This is a genomic window from Streptomyces sp. NPDC050418 (genome assembly GCF_044458745.1).
Lineage (GTDB): Bacteria > Actinomycetota > Actinomycetes > Streptomycetales > Streptomycetaceae > Streptomyces.
The window spans coordinates 131,432-146,299 of sequence record NZ_JBITIG010000018.1 but is presented as its reverse complement, the minus strand read 5'-3'; the positions used below and the strand labels follow the sequence as shown (position 1 = coordinate 146,299).

Annotated in this window: 18 protein-coding genes; 9 read left to right on the top strand and 9 right to left on the bottom strand. The window is 68.9% G+C overall.

All coding sequences use genetic code 11. The features are described 5' to 3' along the window. Nucleotides 1-84: 84 nt before the first annotated feature. From ispF to ACIBI4_RS34135, 3 genes are all read right to left on the bottom strand, one after another. Nucleotides 85-615: a 2-C-methyl-D-erythritol 2,4-cyclodiphosphate synthase gene (gene ispF / locus ACIBI4_RS34145; protein WP_399208120.1), complete on the bottom strand. Its 531-nt coding sequence runs from the start codon at nucleotides 613-615 to the stop codon at nucleotides 85-87. Further along, entirely contained in the window at nucleotides 605-1,357 is a 753-nt protein-coding gene (gene ispD, locus ACIBI4_RS34140) for a 2-C-methyl-D-erythritol 4-phosphate cytidylyltransferase (RefSeq protein ID WP_399208119.1), read from the bottom strand. The genes ispF and ispD overlap by 11 nt, the downstream gene beginning before the upstream one ends. 318 nt (nucleotides 1,358-1,675) lie before the next feature. Beyond that, the gene (locus ACIBI4_RS34135) at nucleotides 1,676-2,158 is read right to left on the bottom strand and encodes a CarD family transcriptional regulator (protein ID WP_003953493.1); all 483 of its coding nucleotides are present in this window, start codon (nucleotides 2,156-2,158) and stop codon (nucleotides 1,676-1,678) included. Nucleotides 2,159-2,799: 641 nt separating this feature from the next. Between ACIBI4_RS34135 and ACIBI4_RS34130 the strand changes: the two genes are divergently transcribed. Further along, the gene (locus ACIBI4_RS34130; RefSeq protein WP_399208118.1) at nucleotides 2,800-3,498 is read left to right on the top strand and encodes a DUF461 domain-containing protein; all 699 of its coding nucleotides are present in this window, start codon (nucleotides 2,800-2,802) and stop codon (nucleotides 3,496-3,498) included. A 90-nt stretch (nucleotides 3,499-3,588) separates the two neighbouring features. Here the strand turns inward: ACIBI4_RS34130 and ACIBI4_RS34125 are convergent, their stop codons facing one another. Both ACIBI4_RS34125 and ACIBI4_RS34120 read right to left on the bottom strand, forming a co-directional pair. Next, entirely contained in the window at nucleotides 3,589-4,269 is a 681-nt protein-coding gene (locus tag ACIBI4_RS34125) for a response regulator transcription factor (protein WP_187817023.1), read from the bottom strand. Further along, nucleotides 4,266-5,567 (bottom strand): sensor histidine kinase, encoded by a 1,302-nt coding sequence (locus ACIBI4_RS34120; protein WP_399208117.1) that lies wholly within the window; start codon nucleotides 5,565-5,567, stop codon nucleotides 4,266-4,268. Before ACIBI4_RS34120 ends, ACIBI4_RS34125 begins: the two co-directional genes overlap by 4 nt. A 339-nt stretch (nucleotides 5,568-5,906) precedes the next feature. On the opposite strand from ACIBI4_RS34120, the gene phoU reads away from it, so the two are divergent. From phoU to ACIBI4_RS34100, 4 genes are all read left to right on the top strand, one after another. Then, nucleotides 5,907-6,602 carry a phosphate signaling complex protein PhoU gene (gene phoU / locus ACIBI4_RS34115; RefSeq protein WP_399208116.1) on the top strand — a complete coding sequence of 232 codons (696 nt, stop codon included), beginning with the start codon at nucleotides 5,907-5,909 and terminating at the stop codon, nucleotides 6,600-6,602. A 117-nt stretch (nucleotides 6,603-6,719) separates the two neighbouring features. After that, nucleotides 6,720-6,872, top strand: a complete 153-nt coding sequence (locus ACIBI4_RS34110) for a hypothetical protein (RefSeq protein WP_399208115.1) — start codon at nucleotides 6,720-6,722, stop codon at nucleotides 6,870-6,872. A 275-nt stretch (nucleotides 6,873-7,147) separates the two neighbouring features. Continuing rightward, entirely contained in the window at nucleotides 7,148-8,311 is a 1,164-nt protein-coding gene (locus tag ACIBI4_RS34105; RefSeq protein ID WP_399208114.1) for a hypothetical protein, read from the top strand. Nucleotides 8,312-8,353: 42 nt separating this feature from the next. Then, nucleotides 8,354-8,848, top strand: a complete 495-nt coding sequence (locus ACIBI4_RS34100; protein WP_399208113.1) for a hypothetical protein — start codon at nucleotides 8,354-8,356, stop codon at nucleotides 8,846-8,848. Between the two features lie 20 nt (nucleotides 8,849-8,868). Here the strand turns inward: ACIBI4_RS34100 and ACIBI4_RS34095 are convergent, their stop codons facing one another. After that, nucleotides 8,869-9,225 (bottom strand): hypothetical protein, encoded by a 357-nt coding sequence (locus tag ACIBI4_RS34095; protein WP_399208112.1) that lies wholly within the window; start codon nucleotides 9,223-9,225, stop codon nucleotides 8,869-8,871. A gap of 100 nt (nucleotides 9,226-9,325) precedes the next feature. On the opposite strand from ACIBI4_RS34095, the gene ACIBI4_RS34090 reads away from it, so the two are divergent. Beyond that, the gene (locus ACIBI4_RS34090) at nucleotides 9,326-9,907 is read left to right on the top strand and encodes a DUF4240 domain-containing protein (RefSeq protein WP_399208111.1); all 582 of its coding nucleotides are present in this window, start codon (nucleotides 9,326-9,328) and stop codon (nucleotides 9,905-9,907) included. A 232-nt stretch (nucleotides 9,908-10,139) separates the two neighbouring features. Then, nucleotides 10,140-10,613: a DUF4240 domain-containing protein gene (locus ACIBI4_RS34085; protein ID WP_399208109.1), complete on the top strand. Its 474-nt coding sequence runs from the start codon at nucleotides 10,140-10,142 to the stop codon at nucleotides 10,611-10,613. Between the two features lie 190 nt (nucleotides 10,614-10,803). On the opposite strand, the gene ACIBI4_RS34080 is transcribed toward ACIBI4_RS34085, so the two are convergent. From ACIBI4_RS34080 to ACIBI4_RS34070, 3 genes are all read right to left on the bottom strand, one after another. Next, entirely contained in the window at nucleotides 10,804-11,052 is a 249-nt protein-coding gene (locus ACIBI4_RS34080; protein ID WP_399208108.1) for a hypothetical protein, read from the bottom strand. 744 nt (nucleotides 11,053-11,796) lie between these two features. Next, the gene (locus ACIBI4_RS34075) at nucleotides 11,797-13,029 is read right to left on the bottom strand and encodes an XRE family transcriptional regulator (RefSeq protein WP_399208107.1); all 1,233 of its coding nucleotides are present in this window, start codon (nucleotides 13,027-13,029) and stop codon (nucleotides 11,797-11,799) included. A gap of 156 nt (nucleotides 13,030-13,185) precedes the next feature. Continuing rightward, the gene (locus ACIBI4_RS34070) at nucleotides 13,186-13,554 is read right to left on the bottom strand and encodes a winged helix-turn-helix domain-containing protein (RefSeq protein ID WP_399208106.1); all 369 of its coding nucleotides are present in this window, start codon (nucleotides 13,552-13,554) and stop codon (nucleotides 13,186-13,188) included. Nucleotides 13,555-13,924: 370 nt separating this feature from the next. On the opposite strand from ACIBI4_RS34070, the gene ACIBI4_RS34065 reads away from it, so the two are divergent. Next, a complete protein-coding gene (locus ACIBI4_RS34065; protein ID WP_399208105.1) occupies nucleotides 13,925-14,335 on the top strand; it encodes a hypothetical protein in 411 nt (136 codons plus the stop codon). Beyond that, nucleotides 14,332-14,730, top strand: a complete 399-nt coding sequence (locus ACIBI4_RS34060; protein ID WP_399208104.1) for an XRE family transcriptional regulator — start codon at nucleotides 14,332-14,334, stop codon at nucleotides 14,728-14,730. The genes ACIBI4_RS34065 and ACIBI4_RS34060 overlap by 4 nt, the downstream gene beginning before the upstream one ends. The last annotated feature ends 138 nt before the right edge of the window (nucleotides 14,731-14,868 follow it).

Below are 14,868 nucleotides of genomic sequence, written 5' to 3'. Positions count from 1 at the left end.
AGGGTAGTGGGCTCCGGCGGGTGCCTTCGGCCACCTTCGGCGCACCCGTACGACCGGGTACCGGAGCACCCGTACGACCGGGTCTCAGCCCACCCGTACGACCAGCGCCGTGGCGACCGCCGCCAGGCCCTCGCCGCGCCCGGTGAACCCGAGGCCGTCGGAGGTCGCGGCGGAGAGCGAGACCGGGGCACCGACCGCCGCCGACAGCACTTCCTGGGCCTCCTCGCGGCGCTTGCCGACCTTGGGCCGCAGGCCCACGACCTGCACCGCGACGTTGCCGATCTCGAAGCCGGCCGCCCGCACGATCCGCGCCGCCTCCGTCAGGAGCGTGACGCCCGAGGCGCCGGACCACTCGGGGCGCCCCGTGCCGAAGTGCGCGCCGAGGTCGCCGAGCCCGGCCGCCGAGAACAGCGCGTTGCACGCCGCGTGCGCCACGACGTCGGCGTCGGAGTGGCCGTCGAGCCCGGGCCCGGAGTCCTCCCAGCGCAGCCCGCCGACCCACAGCTCGCGGTGCTCGTCGGCGGAGAAGGCGTGGATGTCGGTGCCGATGCCGACCTGCGGCAGTCCGGCGATCCGCGGGGCCGGTCCGGGAGTCCCCGGGGTCTCAGTAGCCATCGTTCTTCCTCCTGCGTGCGAGCACGGCCTCGGCGAGCACCAGATCCAGCGGACGCGTCACCTTGAACGCCTCCTCGTGCCCGGGCACGACCACGACGGGCAGCCCCAGCTGCTCCACCATGCTCGCGTCGTCGGTCACATTCTCGGTGACGGTCTCATGCGCCCGTACGAGCGTGGCGCGCTCGAAGCCCTGCGGCGTCTGCACGGCCCGCAGGCGGGCGCGCGGGGGCGTGGCGAGGACGGGCTCGGGGCCCGTGGCGCAGGGCTCGACCTCCTTGACGGTGTCCGCGAGCGGCACCGCGGGAACGACCGCGACCGCCCCGTCCCGTACCGCCTCGACCACCGCGTCGACGGTGTCGACGGGGACGAGGGGGCGGGCGGCGTCGTGCACGAGGACGACGGCGTAGCCGGGCGGCAGCGCGTCCAGGCCGGCCTTCACGGAGTCCTGGCGGTTCTCGCCGCCGGGGACCACGAGGAAGTCCGTGCGGTCGGGCAGCGCGTGCGCGTCGAGCATGCCCTTGACCTCGGCGGTCCCGTCCGGCGGCGCGACCACGACGACCAGCGAGACGGCCCGTGAGGCGGCCATGGCGCGTACGGCATGGATGAGCATCGGCGTCCCGCCGAGGGTGCGCAGCGCCTTGGGGGCGCCGGGTCCGAGCCGTACTCCGCGGCCGGCCGCGGGGATGACCGCGGCGGTGCGGGCGGGCGCGCTCTGGGGGGCTTCAGGCGATTCGTCTGACATCAGGTCCGCGTTCAGGTTTGTGTCCTCGGGGGACATGGGTATGGCCACACCGTGCCGGGCGCGACGCCTTGACCGCGACCCCTTCCGTGACACGCGGTCGAGCACCTGGGCGCCAGTGCCCGGGCCCGGCACACATCAGCTCTGAATTGCGTACGGCTTCGCTTGCGCAGCACTGACGCAAGCATGCCGCAGTGCCCGGCAGCTCGGTCTGGGACCGGCCGGCGGGCACCGCGGCATCAGGATGCAGGCCGACGGACATCGCAATGTCCGCAACCTGTGGGGGTGATCAGCGATCCCCCCGCTTGCGAATTCTTCGCGTCAGGACGCGAGGACTTCGTCGAGGAGGGCCTCGGCCTTGTCCTCGTTGGTGTTCTCCGCGAGCGCGAGCTCGCTCACCAGGATCTGGCGCGCCTTGGCGAGCATGCGCTTCTCGCCGGCCGAAAGGCCGCGCTCACGCTCACGACGCCACAGGTCGCGAACGACCTCGGCGACCTTGATGACATCGCCAGAGGCGAGCTTCTCGAGATTCGCCTTGTAGCGCCGCGACCAGTTGGTGGGCTCTTCGGCATACGGTGCACGCAGCACCTCGAACACGCGGTCCAGGCCGTCCTGGCCGACCACGTCACGCACACCTACGAACTCCGCATTGTCCGCTGGCACACGAACAGTCAAGTCGCCCTGGGCGACCTTCAGCACCAAGTAGGTCTTGTCCACGCCTTTGATCTGGCGAGTTTCGATGGCCTCGATCAGCGCGGCCCCGTGATGGGGATAGACCACGGTGTCGCCAACCTTGAACGTCATGTGACAGGTACCCCTTCCGTGGCTATCCAGGGTAACACGGAAACGGCGGGTTCTGAATGGCGTTTTCGCAGGTCAGGGCATATCTCGGGGCTTGACAACTGCAACACGAACGTGCTGCGGGACCTTTGCGGAGGAAGGTATTCGCAGGTCGGAGCGGCTGTCCCGGGAAGCCGAAACATGTACGTCACAGAGCCCCGGCGGCCCCTCCAGGGGGCCGAACGTCCCGGTTTGCCCCCTTGCCGGGCGGCGGGTTCCGCCATGTGCGCGGGCAATCCGGAATTGATCATTGGCGGGTTCTTTGCCGAGGTCATTGCCGGCGTGACGAGTGGGGCGCGAGTGACTACCGAGGCGTAACTCGGTGATCAATGGTGATCAATTCAGCCAAGGTCCCCTCGTTTCTTCCGAAGGGCTTCTCGGCGTTACGCGGGAATTCACCACGGTGCACGCGTGGCGATTATGTGAAATCCGAACTGTGAAGTCCCGTACGGCCGACCGCCGGTGAGCGGCACGGCAAGGGGCGGGTCGGGTGCGGTGGGGCGACAGGCGGTCGGTAACCTAAGCCCGCTGACAGACTTTCAGGATGGCTTTACCGCCGTCCGTACCACCCTCGTCCGCCCCACGCTTAAGGAGTTGCGCCCGCCGTGAGCCGCAGCCTTCGACGCGGCGCCATCGCCGCCACCGCCCTCGCGTTCTCGATCGCCACGCTCGCCGCGTGCGGTGCCGGCAACGACGCCCAGACCCTCGGCGTGCGCCCGGACAACGCCGCGACCTCCGTCGACGGCGGCAAGGTCAAGATCCAGAACGCGCTGGTCATCACGCAGCCCGACCGCGAGTCGACCGGCCCGGCCGCGATCTCCGCGACGATCTTCAACAACGGCACGACGGCCCAGACGCTGGAGTCCGTCAAGGTCGTCGGTACCGCCAAGGAGGCCGAGCTCAAGCCGGCCAAGGGCGGCTCGCTGTCGATTCCCGCCGGCGGTTCGCTGGTGATCGGCGGCAAGGGCAACGCCTCCGCGATGCTCCCGAGCAGCCGTGAGGCCGTGAAGGACGGCAACGCGCAGGAGGTCACCTTCAGCCTCAGCGAGACCGGCGACGTGACGATGAAGACCTTCGTCGTCCCGGCCGAGGGCTACTTCACCGAGTGGGGTCCCTCGGAGGTGCCGGAGGCGCCGGCCGGCGGCGCCGCCTCGGAGTCCGCCACCCCGACCGGCTCCGCGAGCCAGTCGCCGTCCACCGGCGCCTCGGAGGAGCCCGCCGAGGGCGCGTCCGAGAGCCCGGCGGGCAACGGCGCGTCGGGCGAGCCGGCGGACGGGGCGTCGGAGAGCACCGCGGGCCACTGAGCCGCTGAGCCCGGTCACCGACCGGTCGCAGACAGCACGAAAGGGGCGCCCACCGCACGGTGGGCGCCCCTTTGCACGTAGCACCAGGGTTTACGGCTCGAACTTGTAGCCCAGACCACGCACCGTCACCAGGTACCGCGGCGCCCCCGGGTCCGGCTCGATCTTGGCGCGCAGGCGCTTCACGTGGACGTCGAGTGTCTTGGTGTCCCCCACGTAGTCCGCGCCCCAGACGCGGTCGATGAGCTGCATGCGGGTCAGGACGCGGCCCGCGTTGCGCAGCAGCATCTCCAGGAGGTCGAACTCCTTGAGCGGCAGGTCGACCTTGTCGCCGCCGACCGTCACCACGTGGCGGTCCACGTCCATGCGGACCGGGCCCGCCTCCAGGGCGGCCGGGGTGACCTCCTCCGGCTCGCCGCGGCGGCGCAGGACCGCGCGGATGCGCGCCACGAGCTCACGGGAGGAGAAGGGCTTGGTGACGTAGTCGTCGGCTCCTATTTCCAGGCCGACGACCTTGTCGATCTCGCTGTCCTTGGCGGTCACCATGATCACCGGGACGTTGGAGCGGCCGCGCAGCTGGCGGCAGACCTCGGTGCCGGGGAGGCCGGGGAGCATCAGGTCGAGGAGGACGAGGTCGGCGCCGTTGCGCTCGAACTCGTCGAGACCGTCGGGGCCCGTTGTCGCGATGGCGACCTCGAAACCCTCCTTGCGGAGCATGTAGGACAGGGCGTCGCTGAAGGATTCCTCATCCTCGACGACGAGCACTCGGGTCACGGAAGGACCTCCGGGGCAGGCAGGGGCTCGCGGGTCGCGCGAGCTTCGGGGTGGTTCGAAGCGGAGTCGTGCGGGTCATGAGGTCCGGTGGAGGCTTCGAGCTGGTCGAAGTCCGCACCCGGGAACGGCTTCCGTGCGCGGACCGAGCCCGCCTCCGGAAGCCGGAGCGTGAAGGTGGAGCCCTGGCCCTCCGAGCTCCAGACGGTCACCTCGCCGCCGTGCGAGGCGGCGACGTGCTTGACGATGGCGAGGCCGAGGCCGGTGCCTCCGGTGGCCCGGGAGCGGGCCGGGTCCACGCGGTAGAACCGCTCGAAGATGCGGTCCTTGTCCTTGTCGGAGATGCCGATGCCCTGGTCGGTGACCGCGATCTCGATGAGGTCGCCGCCGGGTGCGTTCACCCGGCGTCCGGCTATCCCCACGCGCGTACGGGCGGGGCTGTAGTTCACGGCGTTCTCGACGAGGTTGCCGAGGGCGGCGGCGAGCTGGCCGCGGTTGCCCCAGACGAACAGGTCGGCGGTGCCCCCTGCGGCCATGGTGATCTGCTTGGTGCCGGCCTGGTGGCGGCAGCGGTCGATGGCCTCGGTGACGAGTTCGTCGACGCGTACGGGCTCGGCGTCCTCCAGCGGGTCGTCGTTCTGCACCCGGGAGAGGTCGATGAGCTCCTGTACGAGGTTGGTGAGGCGGGTCGCCTCTATCTGCATCCGGCCGGCGAAGCGCTCGACGGCCTCGGGGTCGTCGGCGGCGTCCATGACCGCCTCGGACAGCAGGCTCAGGGCGCCGACGGGCGTCTTGAGCTCATGGCTCACATTCGCGACGAAGTCGCGCCGTACCGCCTCGATGCGGCGGGCCTCGGTGAGGTCCTCGACGAGCAGCAGCACCAGACGGGAGCCCAGCGGGGCGACGCGGGCGGAGACCGCGAGGGCCTCGCCGCGACCCGTGCCGCGGCGCGGCAGATCGAGCTCGACCTGGCGTATCTCGCCGTCGCGCCGGGTGTCCCTGGCCATCTGCAGCATGGGCTCGACGGCCAGTTTCCCGCCGCGGACCAGCCCGAGCGCGTACGCTGCCGAGCTGGCCTTGACCACGGCGTCGCCCTCGTCGAGCACCACCGCGGAGGAGCGGAGCACGGAGAGGACGGTGTCCACTCCGGGCGGCAGGACCGCGGTGACGTCGGGGCGCAGGGAGGTGCGGGTGGGGCGTTTCTGGTCGCGCTCGCTCCAGCGGAACGCCAGCATGGCGATGACACCGGTGCACACCCCGGCAATCGCAGCAGCTGCGGCGACCGCCGCGTTCACGTCCATGCCTCCAGGTTAAGCAGGGGATCCGGCCCCGCCACAGCCGTCGGGGTGTCTGCTCGAACACTCGTCGCCGAGAGTTCACCACCGGTAGGCCATTGGTTCATTTGGGTGGCCGAGCTGCGGTGATGCGTCCGGTACGCGGGGGTGTGCGGGGTACCCGGAGTGGTCGCGACGGTGCCCAGAGTTCACCTTGAGGACAGAGGTGGTTCACATGGGGTGCCGGTCCCGGTCGCGTTTGCCCGGGACCGTGGGAGCGTGGGGTCAGGAGCCCCGCCGGCGTGGGGTGCCGAGCCTCGCCTTTTGGCGGGGTGCCCCGGCACGTACTCAGAGAGGGACTGATCAATGCGGGACGCGTACCACGAGGAACTCGATTCGATCGGCGAAGGCCTCGTCGAGATGGCCCGGCTCGTCGGATCGGCGATCGGGCGCGCGACGACGGCGATGCTCGATGCCGATCTGAAGCTCGCCGAGAGCGTGATCGCCGCCGACCAGAAGGTCGACGATCTGCAGCATGAGCTGGAGGCGCGGGCGATAGCCCTGCTCGCGCGGCAGCAGCCGGTCGCCACCGATCTCCGGATCGTCGTCACGTCGCTGCGGATGAGCGCGGACCTGGAGCGCTCCGGCGACCTCGCGCAGCATGTCGCGAAGCTGGCCCGGCTGCGGTTCCCGGAGCGGGCGGTGCCGCGCGACCTGCACGCCACGATCCTGGAGATGGGGCAGCTCGCGCAGCGTCTGATGGCGAAGGCGGCCGAGGTCATCATCACCAAGGACGTCGATCTGGCGCTGCAACTGGAGCAGGACGACGACGAGATGGACCTGCTGCACCGCACGCTCTTCCAGCACCTGATGGACGAGAAGTGGAAGCACGGCATCGAGACGGCGGTCGACGTGACGCTGCTCGGCCGCTACTACGAGCGTTTCGCGGACCACGCGGTGTCGGTGGCCAAGCGCGTGGTGTACCTGGTGACGGGTGAGCACGCGGACGAGCTGCAGGCGAACTCGGGTGGTGCGCCGGCGAGCGTGACCGAGGGCGCGTAGGCGGATCGTCCGGGCCGAACCCGGCCCGGACCCGGACCGAACCTCTGTGCGCCGTTGATGCGCCGTGCGTTGTGGGCATCAACTGGGCGTAGGCAACCGTGCCTTGAGGAGGTTCGTATGGCCGAGTCCCCCACGCCAGAGACCCAACAGCCCGCCGACACGGCGGAGGCGGCCGAGGTGCTGCGGCTCCCGCTGATCGGCGCCTGCGGCTGCGGTTCGGGCTGCGGCTGCGGCTGCCAGCAGGGGGCGCCCTGCCAGTGCGGCGGCTGAGGCCCCGTTTCCGTACGCAGTTTCTGTACGCAGTTTCCGTACGAAGGTGAGGGGCCCGTTCCGATTCCGGAGCGGGCCCCTCGGCCGTTCCGTGCGTGGACACGGTCCGCGTCCGGCTGCGGAAGCTCGCGAACTCCCCCAGGAGCAGAGCCACTTGGCAACTCCCGTGCAGGCCACAACCTTCCGTGCGCCCGGTTGGTCTGGATGACGTCGAAGTGAGCGGATCTTCGGATCCCGCTCCTCATACCGCTGTCCGGCCGACCTCCAGGAACCTCATGAGACCCGCCCTTGCCGAACCCCTGCGCGCCGCATCGCTCTTCTGCGCAGCCGTCGCCGTCGTCCTCTTCCTGGTCCATGAGCGGGGCGACGGCGCCCGCTGGGACGTCCTCGCCTCGCTCGCCGCGGGGGCCGCCTGTTTCGGGGCATGGGCTGTGCTGACCCGGCGGACACCGCCCTCCGGGCCTCCTGCGCCCGCACCGGCACCCCTGCCCGCTCCCCCGTCCGTACTGCTCAGGAATCCGGTCGACTGGTACCTGGCCGCGGGGATGGCCCTTGTCGCGGTCGCTCCCTGGGCGGTGTTCCGCTATGCCGCGTACCAGGAGATCCACCTCGGCGGTGTTGTTCTGGGCGGTCTGCTGTGCGGCGGGTGGGCCGCCGCGGTCCTCTGGATCCTGGTGAAGAAAGTGCTGGTCCGGCCGCTGTCCAAGGCGCACCGGCTGCTGGCGCAGGACGCGGAGGCCGGCCGGGTCGTGGCCGTGCGCTTCGAGGTCGGCAGTGCCGAGTGGATCCGCTTCGTACCGGAGGACAGCACGGCGCTCATCGATGCCGAGCCGCAGGTCGCGCAGATGCTGAAGGTGCGGGACGCCGTGGGCGACTGGTACGGCGTCCACGGCCTGAACCAGGACCCCAACGGCCCCGACCACGCCCGCAAGCAGCTTGCCGTGTTCGGTCCCCGGTATGCGGGCAGCGGTGTGTGGATGCTCTGGCCGCAGCGGTGGGAGCTTGTCCTCTCGGTGGTCCGGCGCCGGCGCAATCCCGCCTATCCGGTGGCCGTCGTGGCCGACAGCGGGGAAATGGTCTGGGGTTACGCCTCGCTCGACTACACCGACCGCTACCTGACGAACCCCGCGAACCTGCGCGCCACCACCCCCGGTCTGCAGGCCCTTCCCGTGCTCCCCCGCCCCTACTTCCGCGGGGCGGTCCACGGCCGCCTGCTCCTGCGGCTCGCGATAGCGGCGGCCGCGCTCGCCCCTCTGCTCCTCGACATGGTGTCGGGCGGCACCGGCGCCACGCTCGGACTCCTCGCCGCGGTCGCGCTCATGGACGCACCGTTCGCGGCCCGCCGCGGCACCGGCAAGGTGCCGGACCCGTCCCGCTGGACCATCCCACCGGTGGAGGACCTGCGACTGCCGCCGTCACCCACGCCGCGCCACGGGTAGCCCGCCGCTTGGCACGGTGCAGCCGCATGGCACTGTGCCGCCATGGCAGCGACCACGGAACTCACGCTCTTCGCCGACTACCACCAGATCCACGTGTCCGACGCGGACTCGGACGGTGACCTCGGCGACGCCTGGACGGAACAGGCGGTCACCGATCACCTTGCGGTTGCTCAGGACGCGCTGGGCATCGGCACGACGGTGAACGTCAACGTGCTCGTCTCGGTCGACCTCCTGTCCGGAGAACCGGCTGACGACAGTGCCGGCTTCGATCACGTCGTCGAGGCCGGACTCCATGTGTCGCGGGGACGGCTGACCGTCATGGGCTGCACGGACTACGGCCCCGACGCGGCGTCGTTCGAGGTGCACCCCGGCTGGAATCGCGTCCGTGTGTCACAGAGCAACCTGGCGCGGGCTGCCGAGGCCGACATCGACTCCGACCTGAGCCCCGAGACCATGGAACGGGTCCGCGTCCAGGTGTGGCCGTCGGCCGAGGCTCCTTTGCGGGTCATCAAGAGATGGGAGCAGGGCGGCGTGTGACGTGTGGACCACCGGAGATTTCAACCCCCGTACCGGGTCCGCAGATCGGTGGCGACGCCGGACATGATCTCCACCGCCTGCGGCAGGGAAGCGGCGGCCAACGGCATCCCGATCTGAGGGTCGTACGCGGTCAGTCCGGTCTCCTTCTCCACGATCGAGCAGAGAGCCAGGAGCTCGCCGAGAGCTCCCTCCGCGGCCGTGCCGGTATGCCAGTAGGGCACGGTGATGCCGACCTCGTCCCCGTACACGGACAGTTCGGATACCGCAGCGGGTATCGGCCCTGCGTCCGCGCTCGGCGCCACGTCCTCGGTGGCCTCCAGGGCTTCGGCCCAGGACTGCCCTTCGCGCCGGCTCAGAAAGAAGATGTCGTAACTCATCGCGTGATCGTAGAACTCGGCTCCCTCAACCCGCTCCGCCCGGCACCGGAGGCACACGCCCCGAGGCCGTTGTCGTACCCGGGTGGCAGAGTGCCCGGCCATGGACACCGCTGAGTTCTGGGACGTCATCCGAGCAGCTCGATCGGCCTGCACCGCAGACAGGCGATTCGCCGAGGCGCTGAGGGATGAACTGGCCACGCGTACGAAGAGCGACATCCTCAGCTACCAGGAACGTTTCGACGAGCTGCGTGCAGCCGTCTACCGATGGGATGTCTGGGCGGCTGCCTACCTCATCGGCGGAGGCTGCTCGGACGACAGCTTCATGGACTTCCGCGCCGGCCTGATCGCCTCGGGCAAGGACTGGTACGAGAAGGCAGCGGCTCTCCCCGACAGCCTCGCCGGCCATCCGGCCGTGATCGCCGCCGTGGGCGCCCACCGCGACGAAGCGCTCTTCGACGAGGACACCAACTACGCCGCCGGCGACGCCTACGAACTGCTCACCGGAGGCGAGGAGGACTTCTACGAGGCCTGGGACGAATTCGTGGCCACACGTGACGCCCCGGTGCGAGACACCCATGACATGGGCGACGACTTCGACTTCGACGACCCCGAGGAGATGCGACACCGCCTCCCGAGACTGGCCTCCCTGTACCTGGAGGCACCGCTGCCCCGGCGTGGGTGATCACGACTCAGGCCCTCTGCTCGCGGAAGAACCCCAGGCAGGGAGCCCAAAGCGCAAGGCCCACTTCTTCTTGCCCTGGGTCTCGCAGGGGTTGATGGTGACCTGCGTATTGCCTGGTCCGGGCGCTGACCACTGGGCGGGTACTGGTCGTTGCCGGTGGTTGTCGGGTGCTGTTCCGTGGCCTCGGACGGCCCACAGACGGCCCAGGATCGGCGCGCCGTACTCTCTGGCCATGATGATGACGTGGGCCGACTTCTGGAGCTTGATAGACACCCTGGGCGGCAAGGCCGATGAGCCTGCTTGCGCTCGCCTGGTGGCAGACCTGAGCCGACGTCCTGTGCCTGAAATCGAGGGGTTCGCCGAGCGTCTTGCCGAGGCCTTGTACCGTCTGGATCAGGAGAAGTTCGGCACACTGCCGGTCGCCGATCTGACGCTGCCCGACGGCGCGCCCTTCCCTCAGTCCGCTGACGTGTTCCTCTACACGCGATGCGCTGTGGTCGCGGCCGGCCGATCCGTCTGGGAGAGCGTCTTCTTCGACGTGGATCGCTTCGCCCCGTACACAGCATCCGAGTACGACGGGGAATCGCTCCTGTACGTACCCGATCAGGCCTACGAACTCGCCACCGGTAGGGAGTGGCAGCGGCAGACCCGGTACTGCTACGAGTCCTACTCGAATCCGGACGGGTGGCCACACCTCCGCACCTGAGGTCGGCGCGGTACTCGATCACCGAACCAAGTCGCCCGGTGCACGCCGACCCTCTCGATGCGAACTACCGGCGGGGCGGTCGCTGAGGTCTGCTGGGCTGGTCATGCAGCTCGTGAAGGGCTACTACGGGCGGTAGTGGTCGGCGTGGTTGCTGTACTTCTCTGCTGTACAGCAATCCCTTCCTGCAAGGTCAGGATGCTGATGCTCTGACGTGCCCGATGGCTATCAGGCCTACTCCGATGACGCCGACGGTCGCAGACCAGAACGTGCCGATGACCAACAGCAATGCGCCAGCTCCCCAGACCCTCGGGTTCTTGACGTGACGCTGTAGCCACATGTTGGGCAGTCTGCCGAGCAGGAGCGCGTGGATGCCGAGTACCGCGCACGTCAACGCGACCGAGAACAGCACACCTGCCGCGACCAGCACGATCGCTCCCATGACCCCCACCCCTCCAAAACACTGCCTCGCGATCCAGCGCCAGTGTTGCAGAGGGGCAGGCACAAGACGGCGCGAGGTCGGTGGAGCGGCTTTGGGCTGGAGCTGCTTTGGGGCGAGTGATCTTGGCCCCGTAAGCTCATCGCGAGTCGGGCAGTCTGTGGACCTGCCCGTTAAAGCACGACGTTGGGGCCAAGGTCTTCGAGGCTCGCCCCAAAGTGGCTGCCTAAAGCCGTGGAACCGACCGCCCCAGCCGAGGGGCCCCGTCCGTGAGAGTGGGTTCGCTGGCATCGCGCCGGCGCCGCGATCCGGCCTTGCTTGTTGAGCACAACGCGGCTTGCGCCTGTACGGCTTCCCCCTGGCCCATGCTTGCTCTTCGCCCCTTGCGGGCGCGGACGGGTGACGACGTGCGCCCCCGGTGGCGTAGACATGGAGGGGAGCGCGCGTCGGCGCCCGTCCGGCGCCGCCGCGCTCTGCGCGGCACACGATTCCCTTGCGGATCGACCTGACTCTGTTAGGCCTCTGGTTTTTGGGGTTGTGGGGTCCGCCGGTTCGTCTGCGACTACGGCCCTTGTTCTTGGTCTCTATCTCTCTTCAGAGGTCGGATCGCGGCGTCGGCGTGGTGTCGGCGTTCCCGCTTCCCCGTGGCGCGGTCCTCAGGCAGGGCGAGATCGGACCTGCGGGCCTGGCGGCCGGCGAGCGGAGCGAGCCTCTTGATCGAGGTAGAGAAACCTGTAACGGGCTGGCTCAGGTGGCGCGGGTCAGCGTGTTCAGGTGATCGAGGTAATCCCGGCCTGCCGCGTCGTCGGCGTAGTCGCGATGGACGATGGACGCCAGTTCTCGGCTGACCATGAGGAGCGAAGGCAGGGACTGCCGCTCTGCCGTCAGCGCTAGTTCGCCGTAGTTCACGGCCTGCTCCACGTCGCCCTGTCGAGCCGCTACGACACCAAGGGTGAGCCTGGCCTCGGCCATGCGCATCGGAGCGCGCTCAGTGCCGTCAAAGTCCGTGCTGGCCCGGATGACCTCCTGTGCCAGGGTCTCGGCAATGCGGTCCTCGCCGAGCAGTCGGTAGCAGTCCATGGCGTAGTAATCGAACTTCGCCGGGTCCACGACGAAGTGGTTGTCCAGGTTCTCCGGGTACGGCATGCCTTCGAGGAGCTTCCGCCCTCGATCAAGGGCTACTTCGGTCTGGCGCCGATCCTTGAGCCTGGCCCATGCCTTGGCTTCCTGGGCCGCGAGCTGGATGGCTACGCCGTGGTGCGGGGCTACGTCCGTGCCCGTCTGGGATGCCGCGATGATGCCTCGGTAGTCGCCCGTCGTGAGGCAGAACCAAGCGCGCATCTCGTGCGCCCATCCGGCGATCTCGCCGTTCTCGGCTTCGGTCGCGAGGGACAGGGCCGCTCGGCGTGTGCTCTCTGCCGCTGGGCGGTCGCCCATGTCGTACTCGACGCATCCCACGAGGAGCGCGAGCCATCCGGACAGGGTGAGAACTTCCTTGTGCTGAGCGAGGGTTAGCCGCTGGCCCTGAAGTCCGGCGATCCGCTTGAGCCATTGGCGCCCCTCCATCACGAGCTGTCCGCTCGGGAGGTACGGGTACTCGGAGCACAGCCGATCTGTGGTGATCCTGAGGGCTTCCAGCGTGGAGTTGTCCACGTCGGAGGACTGCAACCGGCTGATGATGTCGAGGGTTTCCATGCCGCTCACGGCCACGATTTCGGCGTTGCCGTCGCGGCGGCCGGCCGCTGGGAAGAGCGCATGCGTCACGGTGCCGAACACGGCCGCAATGATCGGTTGGTAGAACTCGCTCGGCGTGACCTCGCCCGCCTCCCAGCGCTTCCACTGCCGGATCATGCTGGCGCCCTCGGGGATGGGCTTCGGTGCGTGTGCCCGCAGCGCGGCCACTGCTTCGGCCTGCGACCACTGCCGGGCCAGTCGCTCAGCGGCTATGCGTCGTGCCCATGTCGGTCGATCGTCGCTCATGCTGCCTGCCTCCCGTCCGGGTGCCTGCTTCGAGTCTTCCACCTCGTAGGCCGGTGACATGGGGGGTGACAGGGGGTTGGCACCAAGGCTGTCCCCCGGTGACACCGTCTGTGTCACTAGTGACGCCGATCACTCAGAGCGATGGTTAATCACACGTTAGGCGCTGCCCGTTCCATCGGCCCGCACCTCCAACTTGGCCACTCGGGCGGCAAGTTCCCGAACCTCGGATTGGAGTGCGCTGATGACTTCTTGGACGCTCGCGTCCTTACCCCCGGCCTTCTCGTTGCCCTGCGCGTCTTTCTTCACGAAGTACCCCCGATTGGGTACCGAGAAGATCCGGTCCTCGTCCATGAGGATCTGTAGCCCCTGGCCGACCGTGACCGTCGTGACCTTGAACCGTTCGGCAAGGTCTCGCAATGACCCCAAACGCTGTCCGGCTGCGGGCTTTCCAGCCGTGATCTCTTCGCGCAGCGCGTCAGCGATCTGCACCTTCTTGGGCCTCGGGTCGTCATCCGCAACGGTCATGGATCGAGCGTATCGACCTAGAGCGAACTATTACACCCTGATGCACCCCAAGGACTTGTGCACTATGACGCTATAGAGCACTCTATTCCTAGCTAGCCCGGGGGCGGCGCTCTACCGCCAAGCAGCACGCCGCCCCCTTCGTCCCACGAAGGGAAGTTCCATGATGCATGCGACGCAGACGACTCCGCGAACTGAGGCCAAAGCCTTAGGTGTTGTGGCTGCGCTTCGAGCGGTCGCCCCCGTGCTGACCGACGCGCGGCGCCTGGCCTACTGGGACGCAGGAGTTCCCCAGTCCCCGACGCCCTGTATGGGATGCGGCGCCAGGGTCGAGAGCTGGGGTTGGCAGCGGCACGGCACCGCTGGGGTGCTGATGCACGACACCCAGTCCTCGCCGTACCCGTGCCCCGCTGGTCGGGCCTTCGACTGGGAGACCGGTGATGACGTCCCGGTCCCGATCGACGACATCTGCGCGGACTGCTCGGGTCTGCTGCAAGTCACCGACACCGACGGTTCGATCTCCGGTCGCGTGGGCGCGATCGTCCCCTGCTCGTGCCACTACAAGACCGAGGCGTACTCGCTGTACCGCCCGTGCCCGGTGTGCCGGTCGGTGAACTCCTGCCTGAGCAACAGGCAGTGCGCAGACGACTGGTGGGCCGGTACCTGGGTGGACTGCCCGACCTGTGATCACACCGGGTTCGAGCACACCCCGAACCTGACGGCCTGGTGCCGTAGTTGCCGGGGTGCTCGCTGGCTGCGCGCCTCTCAGGTGGTGACGGCATGACCACCTCGACGATCGCGCTGCCTGTGGACGTTCCGCCTGCCCCGGTGCGTTCGCTGTGTGCGGCGGACACGCCTCTTGCCCGTGCCCGGGTGGCCCGTGGCTGGTCTCAGTACAAGGTCATCCGCGCTCTGATCCTGCTGGCGGAGCACTGGGGTTGGGACATCGCCACCGAGTCCTCGTTGAAGGTGCAGCTCTCGCGCTGGGAGAACGACGCCATGCGCCCGGGGCCGAAGTATCAGGTCCTGTTGTGCGCTCTGTACCGGTCGACCCCGGATGAGCTCGGCTTCACGCGCAAGGGCCGTCCGCCCACACGGGCCGTTCTCGCTGATCGTGTGGCCACGCTGGAATCGCTCCTCGAACGGCTCGTTGCTCAGTCTGGGGCGGTGAGCGAGTGATGGGTCTGTTCAGCCGCAAGCCTGACTCCCCGCCTCGCGGGTACGACGCCGACGACGCGAAGGTCCTCGCGCAGACGCACCGCGACCTCGACGCGCACAGGTCTGAGAAGGACCAGCCGCAGCGCAACTCCTGGCACC

Excerpts from the sequence above, each read along its gene's own strand:
- ispF (WP_399208120.1), bottom strand. The coding sequence starts at position 615 with ATGGCTACTGAGACCCCGGGGACTCCCGGACCGGCCCCGCGGATCGCC.
- ispD (WP_399208119.1), bottom strand. The coding sequence starts at position 1,357 with ATGTCAGACGAATCGCCTGAAGCCCCCCAGAGCGCGCCCGCCCGCACC.
- ACIBI4_RS34135 (WP_003953493.1), bottom strand. The coding sequence starts at position 2,158 with ATGACGTTCAAGGTTGGCGACACCGTGGTCTATCCCCATCACGGGGCC.
- ACIBI4_RS34120 (WP_399208117.1), bottom strand. The coding sequence starts at position 5,567 with ATGGACGTGAACGCGGCGGTCGCCGCAGCTGCTGCGATTGCCGGGGTG.
- phoU (WP_399208116.1), top strand. The coding sequence starts at position 5,907 with ATGCGGGACGCGTACCACGAGGAACTCGATTCGATCGGCGAAGGCCTC.
- ACIBI4_RS34110 (WP_399208115.1), top strand. The coding sequence starts at position 6,720 with ATGGCCGAGTCCCCCACGCCAGAGACCCAACAGCCCGCCGACACGGCG.
- ACIBI4_RS34105 (WP_399208114.1), top strand. The coding sequence starts at position 7,148 with ATGAGACCCGCCCTTGCCGAACCCCTGCGCGCCGCATCGCTCTTCTGC.
- ACIBI4_RS34100 (WP_399208113.1), top strand. The coding sequence starts at position 8,354 with ATGGCAGCGACCACGGAACTCACGCTCTTCGCCGACTACCACCAGATC.
- ACIBI4_RS34095 (WP_399208112.1), bottom strand. The coding sequence starts at position 9,225 with ATGAGTTACGACATCTTCTTTCTGAGCCGGCGCGAAGGGCAGTCCTGG.
- ACIBI4_RS34090 (WP_399208111.1), top strand. The coding sequence starts at position 9,326 with ATGGACACCGCTGAGTTCTGGGACGTCATCCGAGCAGCTCGATCGGCC.
- ACIBI4_RS34085 (WP_399208109.1), top strand. The coding sequence starts at position 10,140 with ATGATGATGACGTGGGCCGACTTCTGGAGCTTGATAGACACCCTGGGC.
- ACIBI4_RS34080 (WP_399208108.1), bottom strand. The coding sequence starts at position 11,052 with ATGGGAGCGATCGTGCTGGTCGCGGCAGGTGTGCTGTTCTCGGTCGCG.
- ACIBI4_RS34075 (WP_399208107.1), bottom strand. The coding sequence starts at position 13,029 with ATGAGCGACGATCGACCGACATGGGCACGACGCATAGCCGCTGAGCGA.
- ACIBI4_RS34070 (WP_399208106.1), bottom strand. The coding sequence starts at position 13,554 with ATGACCGTTGCGGATGACGACCCGAGGCCCAAGAAGGTGCAGATCGCT.
- ACIBI4_RS34065 (WP_399208105.1), top strand. The coding sequence starts at position 13,925 with ATGCACGACACCCAGTCCTCGCCGTACCCGTGCCCCGCTGGTCGGGCC.
- ACIBI4_RS34060 (WP_399208104.1), top strand. The coding sequence starts at position 14,332 with ATGACCACCTCGACGATCGCGCTGCCTGTGGACGTTCCGCCTGCCCCG.